Origin of the sequence: Streptomyces afghaniensis, assembly GCF_044327915.1 — a bacterium.
Lineage (GTDB): Bacteria > Actinomycetota > Actinomycetes > Streptomycetales > Streptomycetaceae > Streptomyces > Streptomyces afghaniensis.
On the sequence record NZ_JBIRGJ010000007.1, the window covers coordinates 192,325 to 210,883 of the forward strand.

Annotated in this window: 14 protein-coding genes; 3 read left to right on the plus strand and 11 right to left on the minus strand. The window is 70.7% G+C overall.

Features of this window, described 5'->3' with window-relative positions; translation table 11 throughout:
• Window positions 1-20 precede the first annotated feature (20 nt).
• Window positions 21-1,679, minus strand: coding sequence for a glycoside hydrolase family 13 protein (locus tag ACH4G3_RS26690; protein ID WP_397626883.1), 1,659 nt, complete (start codon window positions 1,677-1,679; stop codon window positions 21-23).
• A gap of 140 nt (window positions 1,680-1,819) precedes the next feature.
• A complete protein-coding gene (locus ACH4G3_RS26695; RefSeq protein WP_397626884.1) occupies window positions 1,820-3,091 on the minus strand; it encodes an ABC transporter substrate-binding protein in 1,272 nt (423 codons plus the stop codon).
• Between the two features lie 122 nt (window positions 3,092-3,213).
• Here ACH4G3_RS26695 and ACH4G3_RS26700 point away from each other — a divergent pair, with 122 nt between their 5' ends.
• From ACH4G3_RS26700 to ACH4G3_RS26710, 3 genes are all read left to right on the plus strand, one after another.
• On the plus strand, window positions 3,214-3,729 hold the full coding sequence (locus ACH4G3_RS26700) for a PadR family transcriptional regulator (RefSeq protein WP_397626885.1): 516 nt from the start codon (window positions 3,214-3,216) through the stop codon (window positions 3,727-3,729).
• Window positions 3,726-4,481, plus strand: a complete 756-nt coding sequence (locus ACH4G3_RS26705) for an ABC transporter ATP-binding protein (RefSeq protein ID WP_397626886.1) — start codon at window positions 3,726-3,728, stop codon at window positions 4,479-4,481. Before ACH4G3_RS26700 ends, ACH4G3_RS26705 begins: the two co-directional genes overlap by 4 nt.
• Before the next feature lie 70 nt (window positions 4,482-4,551).
• Window positions 4,552-7,086 (plus strand): ABC transporter permease, encoded by a 2,535-nt coding sequence (locus ACH4G3_RS26710; RefSeq protein ID WP_397626887.1) that lies wholly within the window; start codon window positions 4,552-4,554, stop codon window positions 7,084-7,086.
• Window positions 7,087-7,106: 20 nt separating this feature from the next.
• Here ACH4G3_RS26710 and ACH4G3_RS26715 read toward each other — a convergent pair whose 3' ends face one another.
• From ACH4G3_RS26715 to ACH4G3_RS26755, 9 genes are all read right to left on the minus strand, one after another.
• A complete protein-coding gene (locus tag ACH4G3_RS26715) occupies window positions 7,107-8,027 on the minus strand; it encodes a hypothetical protein (protein ID WP_397626888.1) in 921 nt (306 codons plus the stop codon).
• Between the two features lie 102 nt (window positions 8,028-8,129).
• Window positions 8,130-9,782: a glucose-6-phosphate isomerase gene (gene pgi / locus ACH4G3_RS26720; RefSeq protein WP_397626889.1), complete on the minus strand. Its 1,653-nt coding sequence runs from the start codon at window positions 9,780-9,782 to the stop codon at window positions 8,130-8,132.
• A 69-nt stretch (window positions 9,783-9,851) separates the two neighbouring features.
• Window positions 9,852-11,096, minus strand: a complete 1,245-nt coding sequence (locus tag ACH4G3_RS26725; protein WP_397626890.1) for an MFS transporter — start codon at window positions 11,094-11,096, stop codon at window positions 9,852-9,854.
• 158 nt (window positions 11,097-11,254) lie between these two features.
• Window positions 11,255-11,590, minus strand: a complete 336-nt coding sequence (locus ACH4G3_RS26730) for an RNA polymerase-binding protein RbpA (protein ID WP_003976875.1) — start codon at window positions 11,588-11,590, stop codon at window positions 11,255-11,257.
• A gap of 223 nt (window positions 11,591-11,813) precedes the next feature.
• A complete protein-coding gene (secG, locus tag ACH4G3_RS26735) occupies window positions 11,814-12,050 on the minus strand; it encodes a preprotein translocase subunit SecG (RefSeq protein ID WP_208641567.1) in 237 nt (78 codons plus the stop codon).
• A 95-nt stretch (window positions 12,051-12,145) separates the two neighbouring features.
• Entirely contained in the window at window positions 12,146-12,922 is a 777-nt protein-coding gene (tpiA, locus tag ACH4G3_RS26740; protein ID WP_397626891.1) for a triose-phosphate isomerase, read from the minus strand.
• A 5-nt stretch (window positions 12,923-12,927) separates the two neighbouring features.
• Window positions 12,928-14,139, minus strand: coding sequence for a phosphoglycerate kinase (locus tag ACH4G3_RS26745; RefSeq protein WP_397626892.1), 1,212 nt, complete (start codon window positions 14,137-14,139; stop codon window positions 12,928-12,930).
• A gap of 143 nt (window positions 14,140-14,282) precedes the next feature.
• Window positions 14,283-15,290, minus strand: coding sequence for a type I glyceraldehyde-3-phosphate dehydrogenase (gene gap, locus ACH4G3_RS26750; protein ID WP_397626893.1), 1,008 nt, complete (start codon window positions 15,288-15,290; stop codon window positions 14,283-14,285).
• A gap of 257 nt (window positions 15,291-15,547) precedes the next feature.
• Window positions 15,548-18,502 (minus strand): M14 family metallopeptidase, encoded by a 2,955-nt coding sequence (locus tag ACH4G3_RS26755; protein ID WP_397626894.1) that lies wholly within the window; start codon window positions 18,500-18,502, stop codon window positions 15,548-15,550.
• Between the last annotated feature and the right edge of the window lie 57 nt (window positions 18,503-18,559).

An 18,559-nucleotide genomic window follows, 5' to 3' on the forward strand; every position in this document is an offset into this window, starting at 1 on the left:
GGAGTTGACTTCAGGGGCGTTCAGGAACGGATCCACCAGGCGGCCGTCGAGCCGGAGAGCACTCGGGGCGGGCAGGGGCCGCTGGCGAGCAAGGGGGTGCCGGAGACCGGCGCGGGGGTGGGGGCCGTACCGAAGTTGACGGCGCACACCAGGTCGTCACCGCGGGCGAAGGCCAGGACGCCGGGCGGGGAGTCCAGCCAGCGCAGTGTGCCCTCGCCCAACTGCGGCAGGGCGGCGCGCAGTTGGAGGCCGTCGCGGTACAGGTGCCAGAAGGAGCGGGTGTCGGCGAGGGCCCGGTCGGTGGCGTACTCGGCGAAGTACTCCGGCTGCGGCAGCCACGGCTTGGCGCTCTCCTCACCGGAGGTGAAGCCGAACGGCGAGGCCTGCCCCGACCAGGGCAGCGGCACCCGGCAGCCGTCGCGGATGCGGGCCCGGCTGCCGGTGCGGCGGAAGATCGGGTCGGTGAGCACGTCGTCGGGCAGGTCCACGACCTCGGGCAGGCCGAGCTCCTCGCCCTGGTAGATGTAGGCGGCTCCGGGCAGCGCCAGCATCAGCAGCGCGGCGGCACGGGCGCGGGCGGCGCCGAGTCCGCTGCCCTCGGTGGCGGGCTCGCCGTAGCGGGTGACCGTGCGGACCTGGTCGTGGTTGTTGAGGACCCAGGTGACGGTGGAGCCGGTCCCGGCGATGTCCTGCATGGCCTCGGAGATGACCTTCTGGAAGGCGTCCGGGTCCCAGGGGGCGCTGAGCAGGTCGAAGAAGAAGGCCTGGTGCAGCTCGTCGGGGCGGACGTACTGCGCGTGCTCGCGGGCTGTCGGGACGGAGACCTCGCCGACGAGGAGGCGTTCGCAGCCGTCGCGCTCGGTGTACTCCTCGCATATGGAGCGCCAGCGGCGCCACACGTCGTGCACCTCGGGCTGGTTCCAGGCGAGCGGGTTGACCGAGTCGCGGGTGCGGGCGTCGGCCTCCGGGTCGTCCGAGTCGGGCAGCTCCGGGTGCTTGAAGAGCCCGGCGGCGACGTCGATGCGGAAGCCGTCGATGCCCCGGTCCAGCCAGAAGCGGAGGATCCGTTCGAACTCGGCGGCGATCTCGGGGTTGCGCCAGTTCCAGTCGGGCTGCTCGGGCGCGAACATGTGCAGGTACCACTGGCCCAGCCGGCCGTCGGGCTCGGTCACGCGGCTCCAGGCGGGGCCGCCGAACATGGAGTGCCAGTTGTTGGGCGGCTCGGACCCATCGGGGCCGCGGCCGTCGGCGAAGTGGAAACGGGCCCGGGCGGGGCTGCCGGGAGCGGCGGCGAGCGCCTCGCGGAACCAGGGGTGCTCGCTGGAGCAGTGGTTCGGGACGATGTCGAGCAGCACCTTGATGCCGAGCCGCCGCGCGGCCCCGACCAGCAGGTCGAACTCGTCGAGGTCGCCGAAGAGCGGGTCGACGTCGCAGTAGTCGGCCACGTCGTAGCCGTGGTCGTGCTGCGGCGAGGGATAGAAGGGGCTCAGCCAGATCCCGTCGACGCCGAGCTTCTTCAGGTAGGGCAGTCCGGCCCTGACTCCGGCGAGATCGCCGATGCCGTCGCCGGTGCTGTCCAGGAAGCTGCGGACGTACACCTGATAGATCACTGCGTCACGCCACCAGTGGTGCCTGTTCAACCCATCGACCTGTCTCTGAGGAGGGCAGCGGTTATGCATTCATGTTAAGTAGGCGTGTCGAGAGGGTGTCAATGAAAAGGCAGAAGCTACCGAGGAGTTGAGGTGGTGTAATTCGGTATCTATCGGACATAACTCGGCCAGATGAGACGTCCGCGTTACCTAACAAGTAACTAGAAGATCTAGCCGCGCGAGATGACGGCGAGTTCGCGGGCCAGCCGGCGCACCGCCGCCGCGGGCGTCTCGTGCCCGGCCATCGCGTCGTGCACGACCGCCTGCACGACCAGGCTGACCTGGTCGTAGCGCGGGCTCTTGGGGCGCGGCGCGGCCGTGCGCACGCTCTCGCGCAGGGTCGGCAGGTAGGGGAACCTGCGGATGAGCGCGGGGTCCTCGTAGAGATCCGCCCGGACGGGCGGCAGCGCGCCGCGCGTGAGGACCTGGCGCTGGACGCGCTCGCTGGTGAGGTACGCGATCAGGCGGGCGGCCGAGTCGGGGTGCCGGGCGTGCGCGCTGACAGCCAGGTTGGAGCCGCCGAGGACACTCGTCCCCGGCCCGTCCGGTCCCGGCAGCGGTACGGCGCCGACCTTCCCGGCGACCGCGGAGCCCGGCGCGGAGGCGCCGACGTAGGCGTACGGCCAGTTCCGCAGGAAGAGCAGCCGGCCGTCCTGGAAGGCCTGCTTGGACTCCTCCTCCTTGTACGTCAGCGCTTCCTTCGGGATCCAGCCCTCGCGCACCCCGCGCGCCAGGAAGCCGATGCCCTCACGGGCCGCCGCCGAGTCGACGGTGACGCGCTCGCCCTCGTCGCCGAGGATCGAGCCGCCCGCCGAGTAGACGGCCTCGGCCGCATTGACGGTGAGGCCCTCGTAGGGCAGGAACTGTCCTGCGTAGCCGTCGAGGCCGTACTTCGGGGCGATGGTCTTCGCGTACCGCTCCAGCTCCGCCCAGGTGCGCGGCGGCTCGACGCCCTCCTCGGCGAGGACGTCCTTGCGGTAGAGGAGCAGGCCCGCGTTGGTGACGTACGGGACGGCGTACAGCTGTCCGTCGTAGGTCGCCGTGTCCACGACCGGCGGGAGGAAGGTCTTCAGCGGGAAACGGTCGCGGGGCAGCGGCCGGATCCAGCCCGCCGCGGCGAACTCCGAGGTCCAGTTGACGTCGATGTTGAGCACGTCGAACCGGCTGCGGTCGCCGTCGCGCAGGTCGGTGACCATCTGGGCCTGGGTCTCGTCGGCGGAGTCCGGCAGCTCGACGAGGGTCACTTTTTCGCCGGGGTGGGTGCGGTTCCAGCCCTCCAGCAGGGGACCGAGGTAGCCGGTAAGGTCTCCGGCGGTGGCGAGGGTGAGCGGTCCGCGGCCACCGCCGGCGGGCTCGCCCGCCTGCGCGCCCGCGGCAACGTAACCGGTCAGGACCACGACGAGAACGAGAAGGCCCCTACCCGCGGCATGGATCCACCGCATAGGTTCCTCCCTGTACACCGGCGACGGGCACCCTTGCCCGGAATCAGAGGCCATGTATACCTGTTAGGTATGGGCGATACTAGGGCCTGGAGCACATTGGACCGGACAGGAGGACTGCACGCGTGCGCCTGCCCCTCCTGGCACTCCTCGCCCGCGGACCCGCCCACGGCTACGAGCTCAAGCAGGACCTTGAGCAACTGCTGGGCTCCGCGTACCCTCAGCCGAATGTCGGCCAGATCTATGTGACCCTCGGCCGCCTCGAGAAGTCGGGACTGATCGAGGGCGAGGACGTGGCGCAGTCCAGCCGGCCCAACAAAAAGGTCTACCACCTCACCGAGGCCGGGCGGGAGGCGCTGCGCGCCTGGTTCGAGGAGCCCGAGGACGAGCCGCGGGTGCGGGACGACTTCTTCATGAAGCTGGCGCTCGCTCCGCAGACCGGGCTCGCCGACCAGATCTCCCTGATCAACCAGCAGCGGCGCCAGTACCTGAACACCATGCGGCAGCTGTCGAGGCTGGCCGCCGCCGAAGACCGCGACAACCGCATCGCCCACCTGCTGATAGAGGGCGCGATGCTGCACCTGCAGGCCGATCTCGACTGGCTGGAGCGGTGCCAGGAAGAGCTGGAGGAGCTGGAGTGAGCGACGACCGTCCCGCTCCTGTGCTGCGCGCCGAGGGGCTGGTGAAGACGCACCACGGCGAGGGCGCGCCCGCCCATGCCGTGCGCGGGGTCGACCTGTGCGTACGGCCCGGCGAGTTCGTGGCGATCACCGGCCCGTCCGGCGCCGGCAAGTCGACGCTGCTGCATCTGCTCGGCGGCCTGCAGCGGCCGGACGCGGGCCGGATCTGGCTCGACGGCGAGTCCACCGACACCTACAGCGAGGCCCGCTGGGCGGTGGAGCGCAGGAAGCGGATCGGGATCGTCTTCCAGTTCTTCAACCTGGTGTCCAACCTGTCCGTCGCCGACAACGTGGAGCTGCCCGCCCTGCTCGCCGGGACCTCGCCGAAGCAGGCCCGGGCCGAGCGGGAGCAGCTGCTGGCCGAGCTGGGCCTGACGGGCAAGGAGCGCAGCATGCCGGGCGAGCTGTCCGGTGGTGAGCAGCAGCGCGTCGCCCTGGCCCGGGCGCTGGTCAACCATCCCCCACTGCTGCTGGCCGACGAGCCCGCGGGCAGCCTCGACAGCAAGGGCACCCGCGAGGTGATGCGGCTGCTGTCCCGCTTCCACCAGCGCGGCCAGACGATCCTGCTGGTCACCCATGACGCGCGGCTGGCGAGCGCCGCGGACCGGGTGATCAGCTTCTTCGACGGCCGGATCGCCGACGACGCGGAACTCGACGGCGGCACACCGCCGCGCCGGTCCGGCATAGCCGGTGTGCTGGAACTCAGGGACTGACATGCGGGTGAAGGACTGACATGCGGCTGTACGACGGCTGCCCGGCGCCCGGGCCGAGAGGCTGAGGCCCGTGCGAGCCACCCTGCGCTGGGCGCACTCCGATCTGCGCACGCACCGCGGTGAGGCGCTGTTCCTGGTCCTCGCCACGGCGGGCATCGTCGCCTCCCTGCTCCTGGCGACGGCCCTCTTCGGGTACGCCACCAACCCCTGGCAGCGCGTGTTCACACAGTCGCACGGAGCGCATGTGTGGCTGCACACCGACACCGCGGCCGACGCCGGGAAGCTGGCCGAGCTGGACGGCGTCGACTCCGTCGCCGGCCCGTACCCCACCGCCGCCACCACCGTCGCCTCGCGCGGCAGCCGCGCCGCCGTGGAGCTGCGCGCCACTCCGGAACGCCCGTCCGTCGGCCGCCCGCCGGTCGTCTCCGGCCACTGGCTGGACCCCGCGACCCCGAGCGGTGTGGTCCTGGAGAGCCGCCTCGCCCGCGCGCTGCTGGCCGAGCCCGGCGACACCCTCACCGTGCCCGGCACCGCCCGCGAACTGACCGTGGTGGGCCTCGCCGACAGCGCCGAGCCCCGCTACCGGCCCGGCGAGCAGCCGGGGCTGGTGTGGGCGCTGCCGTCGGCCGTGCCGGATCCCGGCGGGCAGGTGATCGGGCTGCGGCTGACGGACCCCGGTGACACGTCCTACGTCGTCCAGCGTGCCGTGACCGTACTGGGCGCCGGGGCGATCGGGGAGGTGTCCACCTGGCAGCAGGCCCGGGCCGAGGCCCAGGGCGACAACCGGCTCCTCGGCCAGGTGCTGGGCCTGTTCGGGCTGGGTGCGCTGGTCGCCGCCGGGCTCGCCGTGCACGGGGCGATCGCCACGCGTATCCGCGGCCACCTGAGAGACCTCTCCGTGCTGAAGGCGATCGGCTTCACCCCCGGCCAGGTGGTCCGCATCTTCCTGCTCCAGCACCTCGCCTACGCGCTCCTGGGTGCCGTGGCCGCCGCCGCGCTGGCCGAGGCCCTGGGCAGCCGGATCCCGGGACGGCTCGGGGATGCGGTCGGCGTGTGGCAGGGGTTGCCCGGGCACACCGTGGCGCTGTTCGTGATTCCGGTGGGCGCGGTGCTGTTCATCGGCGCGACCACCGGGCTGGCCGCCTGGCGAGCGGGCCGGGTGCCGCCGGTGCCGGTGCAGCGCCCCGCGGCGGCGCTCGGCGGACGGCTGACCGGGGCGAGCACGGGCCGGTCCTTTGGACCGGGCCCCGCGACGGCTGCACCGGAACGGCAGCCGACCGGGACGACGAGCCGGGCCCCCCGACCACACCCCACAGCGACCACACCTGACCGGCAGCCGACCGCGACAACACCCCGAGCCACCAACCCACACCCCGCAGCGGCACCACCTGGCAGCCGACTGGTCGCCGGCCTGCGCCGGGCCCTCGGGCTGCGGCCCGCGGCTCCCCGGACCGGGCAGCTCTCCGACCTGGCGCGCCGCGCCCTCGGCGCGCGGGTTCCGCCCGCGCTGGTGCTGGGCTGGCACAAGGCGTTCACGCGCCGCCCCCGGTCCCTCGGCACCGTCGCCCGCCTCACCCTGCCGCTGCTGCTGATCGTCGTGGCGATGAGCGCGTGGACCACCATCGACCGCTTCCACAGCACGCCCGAACAGATCGGCCTGCCGACCGCCCTGAGCGTCCGCGCCGACGCCGGTCTGACCGAGCGGCAGACCCGCGCCCTCCTGGAACGCGACCCGGAGGTGGCCGCCGCCTACCCCGGCGTCGAGACGGCCGCCCTGGTCCCGGGCCAGACGGCGACCATCGCCCTGCGCGGGCTCGGCACCGACCAGGACCCCTACCCGTACACCCTCGCCGAGGGCCGCCCCGCCCGCGGCGCCGACGAGGCCGTGGCCGGGCAGGGACTGCTCGACCTGCTGGACGTGCGTGTCGGCGACTGGGTGCGGATGACCGTCGGCGACCAGCCGCAGATCCTGCACATCGTCGGCCGCAGCATCGAGCCGGAGAACGCCGGCCGGGTCATCTCCACGTCCCTCGACACCCTCCGCGCGAACGACCCCGGGCTCCGCCCGACCCTCTACGAGCTGCGCCTGGAACCCGGTGCCGACCCGGGAGAGGTCGCCGACCGGCTGGCCACGGCCGGGCGCGGACACCTGGACGTGCACACCGTGACCAACCCCGCCGACGGGCTCTCCCCACTGCGCGCCGTCGTCGCCGGGCTGATCGCCGTCCTCGCCCTCATCGGACTCATCGAGCTGCTGACCGCGATCGGCGGCACCGTCCGCGAGGGCGAACGGGACCTGCTCGCACTGAAGGCCATCGGCCTGTCCCCCCGGCAGATCACGGCCATCACGGTCACGGCCACCGCCTGCACGGCACTGGCGGCCGTACTCGCCGCCACCGCCCTGGGCCTGCCGCTCGCCCACTGGCTGATCGACGCCCAGGGCAGATCGAGCGGCATCGGCGCCGGGATCGCCCAGGGCCCGTCCGCCCCGCTGATGCTGCTGCTCGGAGCGGCGGCGGTACTCTGCGCGGCCGCACTGGCCGCTGTACCCGCGGCCCGCGCGGCCCGCCGCAGGCTGGCGGACACACTGAGCGCGGTCGCCTGACGTCCTGGCCGCTGCGGGGGTCAGCCCCCGTAGGGGTGCTGCGGGCTGTACGGCGGATGCGGATGCGGGGCGTACGGGTGCTGCCCGCCCGGCGCGTAGGGATGGCCGTACGGGTTCCCCTGCGGCGGCAGGTACGGCGATCCCGCCGGAGGCATCCCCGGAGGCACCGGCGGGACCGGCCCGGGTGCGGGCGCCGGTGCCAGAGTCGCCGGATGGGCCTTCAGCCGGATCCCGTACCGCCGCTTGAGCCGCCCCATCTCCAGCAGCGCGATGGCGGTGACCGTCACCGGAGCACCCAGGATGAAGACAATGCCCAGGGTGAGGCTCAGCCCGTGCAGATCACCGGTGGCGAGGTCCGGGACGGCCACCAGCCAGCTGGTCACCATGGCGAGCAGCGGCGGCAGGCAGCGGTGCGTGGCGGCTGTGCCGAAGAAGTTGCCGGAGACCCGCACCGCGCCGTAGGCCGTGAAGACGAGCATCCACATCATCGTCATGCCGACCCCGATGATCACGACGGGGTTCGCCGAGCCGTTCACCGTCTGGACCAGCAACAGCAGGGCGGCCACGCACCCGACGAACAGCAGGAGCAGCAGAAGGGAGTTGAGCAGCGGCACCCGCAGCTGCCGGACCGTGCCGCCGCGCCGCCAGACCCAGAGCATCACCCCGACCGTCAGCGGCGTGAGGAAGAGCAGGACGACGGAGGCCGTCATCGCGTTCTCCAGCAGCTCCGTGAAGTCGAAGCCGCCCTCGATGAAGGTGTAGACCCCGAGGGACGCGACCGCCCCGGCGATGACCCGGAACCTCTTGAGCCGCTCCACGGACGGATCGAGCGGCTGCGGTATCCACGCGGGGTGGAACACCGCCCGGGCCGCGTCCTGGGGCTTCAGGACGGACCGGACCGTCAGCGTGCCGCCTGTCCAACTCCCGCGTGTGCGTGCCACTTCGCGCTCCCCCGAGCACTCGCCGTGATGATCGTCCGGGAGTCTACGGGAAGCGGAGGGTACGCCGCCGGGCGGTGCTCGCAATCACCGCCCGGCCGCTCGTCACTGCCGGCCGCGCAACTCCCGGTACGTGGCGACCAGGGCCTTGGTGGACGCGTCCAGGCCCTCGACCTCGGCGCCCTCGGTCAGCGCGGGCTCGACGCGCTTGGCGAGGACCTTGCCCAGCTCCACGCCCCACTGGTCGAAGGAGTCGATGTTCCACACCGCGCCCTGCACGAACACCTTGTGCTCGTAGAGGGCGACCAGTTGGCCGAGCACGGACGGCGTCAGCTCGGGCGCCAGGATGGTGGTCGTCGGGTGGTTGCCCTTGAACGTCTTGTGCGGCACCAGCTCCTCCGGCACGCCCTCGGCCCGTACCTCCTCGGGGGTCTTGCCGAAGGCGAGCGCCTGCGTCTGGGCGAAGAAGTTGGCCATCAGCAGGTCGTGCTGCGCCTTGAGCCGGTCGCCCAGCTCCCCGACCGGCCGCGCGAAGCCGATGAAGTCCGCCGGAATCAGCTTCGTGCCCTGGTGGATGAGCTGGTAGTAGGCGTGCTGCCCGTTCGTGCCCGGCGTGCCCCACACCACCGGCCCGGTCTGCCACTCCACCTCACGCCCGTCCCGGCCGACGTACTTGCCGTTGGACTCCATGTCGAGCTGCTGGAGGTAGGCGGTGAACTTGGACAGGTAGTGGCTGTAGGGCAGCACCGCGTGCGACTGGGCGTCGTGGAAGTTGCCGTACCAGATGCCCAGCAGGCCGAGCAGCAGCGGCACGTTGGACTCGGCGGGCGCCGTCCGGAAGTGCTCGTCGACGATCCGGAAGCCTTCGAGCATCTCCCGGAAGTTGTCCGGGCCGATGGCGATCATCAAGGCCAGGCCGATCGCGGAGTCGTACGAGTAGCGGCCGCCGACCCAGTCCCAGAACTCGAACATGTTGGCCGTGTCGATACCGAACTCGGCGACCTTCTCGGCGTTCGTCGACAGGGCGACGAAGTGCTTGGCGACGGCGGCCTCGTCACCGAGCGCGTCCAGCAGCCAGCCACGCGCGGACGTGGCGTTGGTGACCGTCTCGATGGTGGTGAAGGTCTTGGAGGCGATGACGAACAGCGTCTCGGCCGGATCCAGATCCCGCACCGCCTCGTGCAGGTCGGCGCCGTCCACGTTCGACACGAAACGCACGGTCAGCGAACGGTCCGTGAAGGCGCGCAGCACCTCGTACGCCATCGCGGGGCCCAGGTCCGAGCCGCCGATGCCGACGTTGACGACGTTACGGATCCGCTTGCCGGTGTGCCCCGTCCACTCCCCGGAGCGCACCCGGTTCGCGAAGTCGGCCATCTTGTCGAGGACCGCGTGCACTGCCGGCACCACGTTCTCACCGTCGACCTCGATCACCGCGTCTCGCGGGGCGCGCAGCGCGGTGTGCAGCACGGCCCGGTTCTCCGTGGTGTTGATCTTCTCGCCGCGGAACATGGCGTCCCGCAGTCCGAACACGTCGGTGGCGGCGGCCAGTTCGTGCAGCAGCCGCAGGGTGTCGTCGGTGACGAGGTGCTTGGAGTAGTCGACGTACAGGTCGCCGACCCGGAGGGTGTACGCGGTGCCGCGGCCGGAGTCGGCGGCGAACAGCTCGCGCAGCTGGACGTCGCCCAGCTCCTCGCGGTGCTTGGCCAGTGCCGTCCACTCGGACGTCTGGTTGAGCCTGGTACGGCCGTCTGCGTTCATCTCGGGCTTCAGCCTTCTTTCCTGTCCTGCCTGCGTACCTTGCCCCGCTGCCGGTCCCAACCTAATTGATCAGCGCGTGACATCGGCTGTCGTGGCGCCGTCGACCGGCTCGACAACAACTACGTTCGCCTTGAGCGCGGGTATCAGTGCGGTGACGGAGAGAACGAAGAAGGCGGCCGTGAGCAGGGGCGGGGTGTTCGGCCCCCAGGCGGTGGCGACGGCCCCGCCCAGCAGGGCGCCGAGGGGCACGCCGGCGAAGGCCAGGGTCCGGAAGGCCGAGTTGACCCGGCCCAGGAGCCCGGCGGGGCTGCGCTCCTGCATGAGTGTCGTGGTGTTGACGTTCCACACCATGCCCATGAGCCCGAAGACAGCCAGCGCGCCCACCAGCACGGTCAGGCTGCGCACGCTGCCCATCACGACGAGGGCGGCGGTCTGCACCGAGCCGGCGAGCAGCACGGACCGCAGCCGGCCGAGACGCGCGACCAGCCGGCCGTTCACCACTCCCCCGGCCAGGCCGCCCAGCGTGAAGGCCGCGCCCGCCGCCGCGTATCCCGCGGGGCCCGCGTCCAGCCAGTCGGTGACGAGGACGACCAGCATGGCGAGCTGGGTGCCCATGCCGATGTTGCACAGGGCGGTGGCGGCGCACAGGCCGCGCAGGGCGCGGTCGCGCCACAGGGTGCGCAGCCCTTCCGCGATCTCGCGGCGCAGGGTGCTGCCCGACCTTCGCGGTTCGTGGTCGGGCTCGGCGGCCGGCAGTGAGGCCACCAGCGCGGCGGCCACCAGGAAGGTCGCGGCGTCGGCCGCGAAGGGCACGGCGGCCCCGGCGGCCAGCAGCAGCGGGACGACGGGCCCGCCCAGCAGGCCGCCCGCGATGCGCTGGCCGGTCAGCAGCCGAGCGTTGGCGCTGCCGAGGGCGTCCCGGTCGACCAGGGCGGGCAGCAGGGCCGTGGCGGCGTTGTCGAAGAGGGTCTGGAGGGTGGTCAGTGCGAAGGCCAGCACGATGAGCAGGCCGATCGAGGCATGACCGAGGGCGACGGCCGCCGCGAAGGCGGCGACCAGCAGCCCCCGTAAGGCGTCCACCATCCACATGGCGCGCCGCTGGTCCACGCGGTCGGCGACGGCCCCGCCGAGCAGCCCGAAGACGATCCACGGCAGGTAGCCGCAGGCCGTGACGGAGGCGATGAGCAGCGGCTCGTCGGTCAGCGTGACGGCGAGCAGGGGCAGCGCGGCCGTACGCAGCGCGTCGCCGAAACTGGACAGCACGGCTGCGCTCCACAGCCGTCCGAAGCTCCCGCGCCACGCGGGCGCGCGCATGCTGCCCACCTCGACCGTCACCACTGTCCCCCCTCACGGTTCGCCCGATGCACAAACCGTAGAGGGCACCACTGACAATCGGTCCGCCGGCGGCCGGCCGTCGGCTGCGGAAAGCAGCTCCGGCCGGGCACCTGCTGGTGCCCGGCCGGTCTCAAGTCCTAGATCTCGCCCCGCAGTTTGGCGAGCGCCTCGGCGAGGATCGCCTCGCCGTCCGCGTCGCTGCGCCGCTCCCGCACGTACGCCAGGTGCGTCTTGTAGGGCTCGGTGCGCGGCGGGTCCGGCGGGTTGTCCCGGTCCTGGCCGGCCGGAAATCCGCAGCGGGGACAGTCCCAGGTTTCGGGCACCTGCGCGTCGCTGGCGAAGCTCGGCTGGGTCTCGTGTCCGTTGGAGCACCAGAAGGAGATGCGCAGCCGCGGCGCGGACTCGCCGCGCTCGGCCTCGCCCATCGGCCCCGCCCCGACCCGGCTTCCCCGGATCGCGTTGCCACTTGCCACGGTCGTAACTCCCTGCGTGATGGTGCCGCGAAGCGAGTCGGCGTTCCGCTTCGCTGCGAGCGCCTCAGTCTACGTAAGGCCCAACGCGCGTCCAGTGATTGGAGTTACAACCCTCACACCTAGACGCAAGCCCCATGATAGGCCGCGCTTTGCCGCGCGTACCGAACATGGGGCCTTACGTACGTATTGCGTGCGTACGTATTGCGTGCGTGATGCGGGCCGGTCAGTTGTTCACCTTCATCAGGATGCCGAGCACGATGATGCACGCGAACCAGAGCAGACCGACCACGACGGTGATCCGGTCGAGGTTGCGTTCGGCGACCGAGGAGCCGCCGACGGAGGACTGCATGCCGCCACCGAACATGTCGGAGAGACCGCCGCCCTTGCCCTTGTGCATCAGCACCAGCAGCATCATCAGCAGGCTGAAGACGATCAGGGCGATCGAGAACCCCAAAACCACGGCTGGACCAACTTCCTCGGATTCGGATGGACGACGCGGGGCCCAGCACAGTGCTGGACCCCGCAAGGGTACGACGGATCGCCGTTAGCGCATACTCACTGGTCGCGGAAGCGCACGATCTTGACGAATTCGTCGGCGTCCAGCGAGGCGCCGCCGACCAGGGCGCCGTCGATGTCGGCCTGCGCCATGATCTCGGCGACGTTGCCCGACTTCACGGAGCCGCCGTACTGGATGCGGACCTTGTCGGCCAGGTCCTGCGAGTACAGCTCGGCGATCTTGCCGCGGATCGCCGCGCAGACCTCCTGGGCGTCCTCGGCTCCGCAGACCTTGCCGGTGCCGATGGCCCAGACGGGCTCGTAGGCGATCACGATGGTCTCGGCCTGCTCGGCGGGGAGGTCCTTCAGACCGCCCTCGACCTGGGCGAGGGTGTGGGAGACGTGGTTGCCCGCCTCACGGACCTCCAGCTCCTCGCCGACGCACAGGATGGGGGTCAGGCCGTGCTTGTAGGCGGCCTTGACCTTGGCGTTCACCAGCTCGTCGGTCTCGGCGTGGTACTGGCGGCGCTCGCTGTGGCCGATGGCGACGAACGTGCACTTGAGCTTGGCCAGCATGGGGCCGGAGATCTCGCCGGTGTAGGCACCGCCGTCGTGTGCCGAGATGTCCTGGGCGCCGTACTTGATCTTGAGCTTGTCGCCGTCGACCAGGGTCTGTACGGAGCGCAGGTCGGTGAAGGGCGGCAGGACGGCGACCTCGACGGCCTCGTAGTCCTTGTCGGCCAGGGCGAAGGCGAGCTTCTGGACGTGGGCGATGGCCTCGAGGTGGTTGAGGTTCATCTTCCAGTTGCCGGCCATCAGCGGCGTGCGCGTGCTCATCTAGGTCAGTCCTCCAGTGCGGCGAGGCCGGGGAGCGTCTTGCCCTCGAGGTATTCGAGGGAGGCGCCGCCACCGGTCGAGATGTGGCCGAATGCCGTCTCGTCGAAGCCCAGGGTGCGCACGGCGGCGGCGGAGTCGCCGCCGCCGACCACGGTGAAGCCCTTGGATTCGACGAGGGCCTGGGCGACCGCCTTGGTGCCCTCGGCGTAGTCGGGGTGCTCGAAGACGCCCATGGGTCCGTTCCAGAAGACGGTGGCGGCGTCGGCGAGCTTGGACGCGTACAGCTTGCGGGTCTCGGGCCCGATGTCGAGGCCCATCTGGTCGGCCGGGATGGCGTCCGCGGCGACGGTCGTCGGGTTGGCCGGGGCCTTGGTCTTCAGGTCCGGGAACGCGGTCGCGACCAGGGCGTCGACGGGCAGGACCAGCTCGACGCCGGTCTTCTCGGCCCGCTCGAGGTACTCCTGGACGGCCGGGACCTGGTCCTCCTGGAGGAGGGAGCTGCCGATCTCGTAGCCCTTGGCCTTGAGGAAGGTGTAGGCCATGCCGCCGCCGATGAGGATCCGGTCGGCCTTGCCGAGCAGCTGGTCGATCACGGCGAGCTTGTCGGAGACCTTGGCGCCGCCGAGGGCGACGACGTAGGGGCGCTGGAGGTCGTCCGTCAGCTTCTTCAGGACGGCGACCTCCTTGGCGATGAGGTAGCCGGCGGCGTGCGGCAGCCGGGCCGGGAGGTCGTAGACGGAGGCGTGCTTGCGGTGCACGGCTCCGAAGCCGTCGCCGACGTAGAGGTCGGCGAGGGCGGCGAGCTGGTCGGCGAAGGCGCCGCGCTCGGCGTCGTCCTTGCTGGTCTCACCGGCGTTGAAGCGCAGGTTCTCGACGACCGCGATCTGGCCGTCGGTGAGGGCGGCGACGGTGGCCCGCGCCGACTCGCCGACCGTGTCGGTCGCGAACGGCACGTCCGTACCGAGGAGTTCACCGAGGCGCGCGGCGGCCGGGGCGAGGGAGAAGGCCGGGTCCGGGGCACCCTTGGGGCGGCCCAGGTGCGAGGCGACGACCACGCGGGCGCCCGCGTCGGCGAGGGCCTTGACGGTGGGCAGCACGGCGCGGATGCGGCCGTCGTCGGTGATGGTGGTGCCGTCCAGCGGCACGTTCAGGTCGGCGCGGACGAAGACCCGCCGGCCCGCGACCCCTTCGGCGAGGAGTTCGTCGATCGTCTTCATGCAGGGACTCCTGAAAGAACTCGTGATCGCTCGTAAGCGCTCGTGATCGAACAGCTCTGATCTTTACGCGAGTCAGGGCCCGGGCAGCGCGACCGTGCGCTGCCCGAGCCCTGCTCTCACATCGTGGTGCCTGGTCTATTCGATCAGAGCTGGTTGCCGACGAAGACCGTCAGGTCGACGAGGCGGTTGGAGTAGCCCCACTCGTTGTCGTACCAGCCGATGACCTTCACGTTCTTGCCCTCCTGGACCATGGTCAGGGAGGAGTCGAAGGTGCAGGACGCCGGGGCGTTGACGATGTCGGAGGAGACGATCGCGTCCTCGGTGTACTCGAGGATGCCCTTCAGCTCGCCCTCGGCCGCCTTCTGGAAGGCGGCGTTGACCTCTTCCTTGGTGACCTCACGGCCGAGCTCGAGGACGAGGTCGGTGACCGAGCCGGTCGGGACCGGGACGCGCATCGCGATGCCGTCCAGCTTGCCCTTGAGCTGCGGCAGGACCAGCGCGGTGGCCTTGGCGGCACCCGTGGTGGTCGGGATGATGTTCTCGGCGGCGGCACGGGCGCGGCGCAGGTCCTTGTGCGGGAAGTCCAGGATGCGCTGGTCGTTGGTGTACGCGTGCACCGTGGTCATCAGGCCCTTGACGATGCCGAAGTTCTCGTCGAGAACCTTCGCCATCGGCGCCACACAGTTGGTGGTGCAGGAGGCGTTGGAGATGACGTGGTGGTTCGCCGGGTCGTACTTGTCCTGGTTGACGCCCATCACGATGGTGACGTCCTCGTCCTTGGCCGGAGCCGAGATGAGGACCTTCTTGGCGCCGCCCGCGATGTGCTTCTCGGCGTCGGCCTTCTTGGTGAAGATGCCGGTCGACTCGATGACGATGTCGACGCCCAGCTCGCCCCACGGGATGTCGGCGGGGTTGCGCTCGGCGAGGACCTTGATGGTCTTGTCGCCGACGGTGATGGTGTCCTCGGTGTGCGAGACCTCCTGCTTGAGGCGGCCGAGGATGGTGTCGTACTTCAGCAGGTGAGCGGTGGTCGCGGTGTCACCCAGGTCGTTGACAGCCACGATCTCGATGTCTGCACCCTGCTCCAGCAGCGCGCGGAAGTAGTTACGACCGATGCGGCCGAAGCCGTTGATGCCTACGCGGATCGTCACGAACCGATCTCCTCGTTGGTACGCCGGCCATGAAGAGCCGGCGAGCTCTGTTTGGGATGTCCCCGACCGCCTACGACCCTACCTCCCTGAGGCTGCGGTGGTGACATCCAGATGCCCCATACACGGCAGGGCGGTCCGTACCCGCCAGTAGGGGTACGGACCGCCCGTCACCGAGAGCGAGATCACTCGATTTCGCTACCCGGCGTGGTGCCTGTTGACGGAGAGTTCCCAGCTCCTGTGGGGTCACACGTCTGCGGTCACACGTCGAGGGAGGCGAGTGCCTTCCTCATCAGTGCCGCCCGGTCGGCCGCGGTGGCGACGTGCTCCAGGCCGAAGCCCAGCAGCACGGTGTCGTCCGTGGTCACCGCGCCGTATGTCTGGAACAGGGCCCCGGTGCGGGTCCAGTCCTTGAGGACGGCCGGGCTGCCCGCGGGCGGACCGGCTGCCTTCCAGGCGCCGAGCGAGGTCTCGAAGCCCTCGGTCTCCTTCGCCGTGCCGCCGACGACGAGCGAGGCTTCGTCGGCGAGGACGCCGTGTCCGCCGGTGCCCGGGTCGGTGACGTAGCTGATCGAGACCTCGACCGTCTTGCCGGCGTACGCGCTCAGGTCGAAGTCCACCCGCTGCCAGCCGCCGGAGGAACCGGTGAGGCTGTTCCACGAGCCGGTGCTGCCGGTCGCGGTGCAGCCGTCGTCCGACAGGGTCAGGTAGTGCTTCAGCCATGGGTGCTCACGGACGTAGAAGCCGCCCTCGCACTCGGCCGGAACGGCGGCCTTGGTGGCACCGCCCGCCTCGGGCAGGGTCGTCCAGTCGTCGGCGCCCGTGGTGTGGGCCTCGACCAGGACGTTGTCGTAGCCGGGCTCGGTGTCCCACATCAGCTGGGTGCGCAGGGTGGGCTTGTCGGCCGCGTCGACACCGGTGAGGTCCACGGTGCGGGTGAGGCGCTTGTAGGCGTCATCGGTGTGGACGGCGGCGGCCATCGAGGAGCCCGCGTACGGGCCGTACGGGTTGACCGCGCCGGCGAACTGTCCGGCGCCCTTGCTCGCGAACTGCGGGAACTCGTCGGCGGGCAGCTCGTCGGAGGTGACGCCGTACCGTCCCGCCTTGTCCAGGGGGTTGCCGGGCGCGGCGCCGAGCGGGCCCGTGAAGCCGCCCAGCTCGCCGGAGCCGGTGAAGCCGGTGGCTCCGGCGGCCGAGGTACGGCTGTAGGCGCCCAGGTAGTACTGGCTGAAGTCGTTCGACAGGACGCCACCGCCGAGGTCGACGCTGCCGCCGGCCTGCTCGCCGGCCTCGATCAGCCTGCCGCCCTCGTTGAGGAAGGCGCGCAGCTGGAGCTGGGTGGCATTGCCGGGGACACCGGCGCCCGTGTAGTGGACGACGGTGTCGAAGTGGCTCAGCACGCCCAGGGCGTCCGGTGCCCCGCGCTCGGCGACGTCCCAGACGAGCGCCTTGCGTCCGTTGGCCTTGAGGGCGTCCACGTACTTCTGTGCCTGCGTGGCGGCCGCGCCCTCCTCGGCGACGACGAGGGTGTCCGCCCTGGGCCGCTCGGCCACGGTGTAGGTGAAGCGCTTGCTGGAGACCTTCTTGCCCTTCTTCGTCTCCCCGGTGAACCAGACCTCGACCTTGTCGCCCGGTTCGCCGTCCTTCACCTTCGCCCGGTATTCGTCGAAGTAGAGGTTGTCCTCACCGCCGTAGGTCTCGCCGCCCTTCCAGGGCTTGAGTGCCATGTCCTCGGTGCGGCCGCCGTTGACGCGGTACTTCAGCTCCTTGTCGCGCAGCGACTTGCGTGCGACGACGGAGACCTCCTGGTCGGCGCCGCGGGAGTACGACACCGGGAACCCGGCCGGGGTGAAGTCGGCGGCGCTCAGCCCGACCGACGAGGACGGGCGGTCGGGGTGGGCGGCGGATTCGGCGACGGAGAGCGCGAACGGGACGTTCTTGGCGAACTCCTGCTGGATCAGCTTCTCGTCGTCCGGGAAGGTGAAGATCGACCGGCAGTCGGACGCCTTCCACTCGTCGTTCGGGTCGGCATTGGAGGCCGTCTGACAGGTCGACATCTCCGGGGTGAACATCGCCAGGCCGTTGACGTTCGCCGCGTGGCCGTCGGCCTCGCCGTTGGTGGTGTACAGCTCGGAGGAGACCTGCGGGTGGTAGCCCGGGACCGCGGGGTTCTCGGGCGTACCGGCGAGCGCCTCGTACACGACGTCGTCCGGGGTGGCTGTGGCCACCTGCCAGCCGACCCCGTAGAGGATGAGTTCGGCGGCGGAGTGGTAGTTGATGCCGTACGTGAAGCCGATCCGCTTCTGGAAGGCGTCCAGAGCCTTGGTCTCCGGCTCCGAGCCCGGTCCGGCGCCGCGGTAGGTCTCGCTGGTGGGGTTGGGGGACGACCCCTCGTCGTCATAGCCCCATTTGTAGGCGAAGTTGCGGTTGAGGTCGACGCCGTCGCCGGTGCCGATGACGCCGTCGCCGTTGACGTCCCGCAGGTTCTTGCGCCACAGGCGGTTGCCGTCACCGGCGTGGGTGTGGTCGTAGCCGTCGGGGTTGGCCGAGATGACGAACCACAGTTCGGTGGAGTCGACGATCTTCTTGACGCGCCGGTCCTTCTTGTAGTTGTCCAGGTAGTGGTGCATCAGGCGCCGGGTCATCTCCGGCGTGATCCACTCTCGGGCGTGCTGGTTGGACAGGTAGAGGACGGAGGGCTTGGAGCCGTCCTTCGTCTTCTTGGCGCCCTTGGTGAGCTTCAGCGCGAGGATGTCCTGGCCCCTGACCGTCTTGCCGATGGAGACGACCTTGGTGAGGCCGGGGTTCTCCTGCGCGGTCCTGAGGATCTCCTCCTTGATGCCGCCCTTGCCGCTGTACGGACGGAACACGCCCTCGGCGGCGTCCTCGACACGGGCTTCCGCCTTGGCGGAGAGGTCGTGCTCGGTGAGGTCGACGCCCTGCTTCGCCAGCTTCTTCGCCTGCTGGTCGGTCAGGATGACCTCGATGGTGGCCTTGCCCTTCTCGGGCACCTGCTCGCTGAGTTCGTGGCCGTCCTGGCCGGCCGCGAGCAGCAGGGGTACCTGCTCGTGGGTGACGTCGGCGCGGAAGACCTTGACTTCGTCCGGGTCGGACGGGGGTGAACTGTCCGGTTGTGCCTGGGCGATGGGCGCGATGCTCGCTCCGCCGATCAGGAGCGCGCCGACAGCGAGGATCGATCTCGCTCTTCGTCTCATGAACCCCCCTAGCGTGGGTTCGCCACAGCAGCGAACAGATGCCAGGCTCATGACAGT

Excerpts from the sequence above, each read along its gene's own strand:
- ACH4G3_RS26725 (WP_397626890.1), bottom strand. The coding sequence starts at position 11,096 with ATGCGCGCGCCCGCGTGGCGCGGGAGCTTCGGACGGCTGTGGAGCGCA.
- pgi (WP_397626889.1), bottom strand. The coding sequence starts at position 9,782 with ATGAACGCAGACGGCCGTACCAGGCTCAACCAGACGTCCGAGTGGACG.
- ACH4G3_RS26755 (WP_397626894.1), bottom strand. The coding sequence starts at position 18,502 with ATGAGACGAAGAGCGAGATCGATCCTCGCTGTCGGCGCGCTCCTGATC.
- ACH4G3_RS26690 (WP_397626883.1), bottom strand. The coding sequence starts at position 1,679 with ATGCATAACCGCTGCCCTCCTCAGAGACAGGTCGATGGGTTGAACAGG.
- ACH4G3_RS26745 (WP_397626892.1), bottom strand. The coding sequence starts at position 14,139 with ATGAAGACGATCGACGAACTCCTCGCCGAAGGGGTCGCGGGCCGGCGG.
- ACH4G3_RS26695 (WP_397626884.1), bottom strand. The coding sequence starts at position 3,091 with ATGCGGTGGATCCATGCCGCGGGTAGGGGCCTTCTCGTTCTCGTCGTG.
- tpiA (WP_397626891.1), bottom strand. The coding sequence starts at position 12,922 with ATGAGCACGCGCACGCCGCTGATGGCCGGCAACTGGAAGATGAACCTC.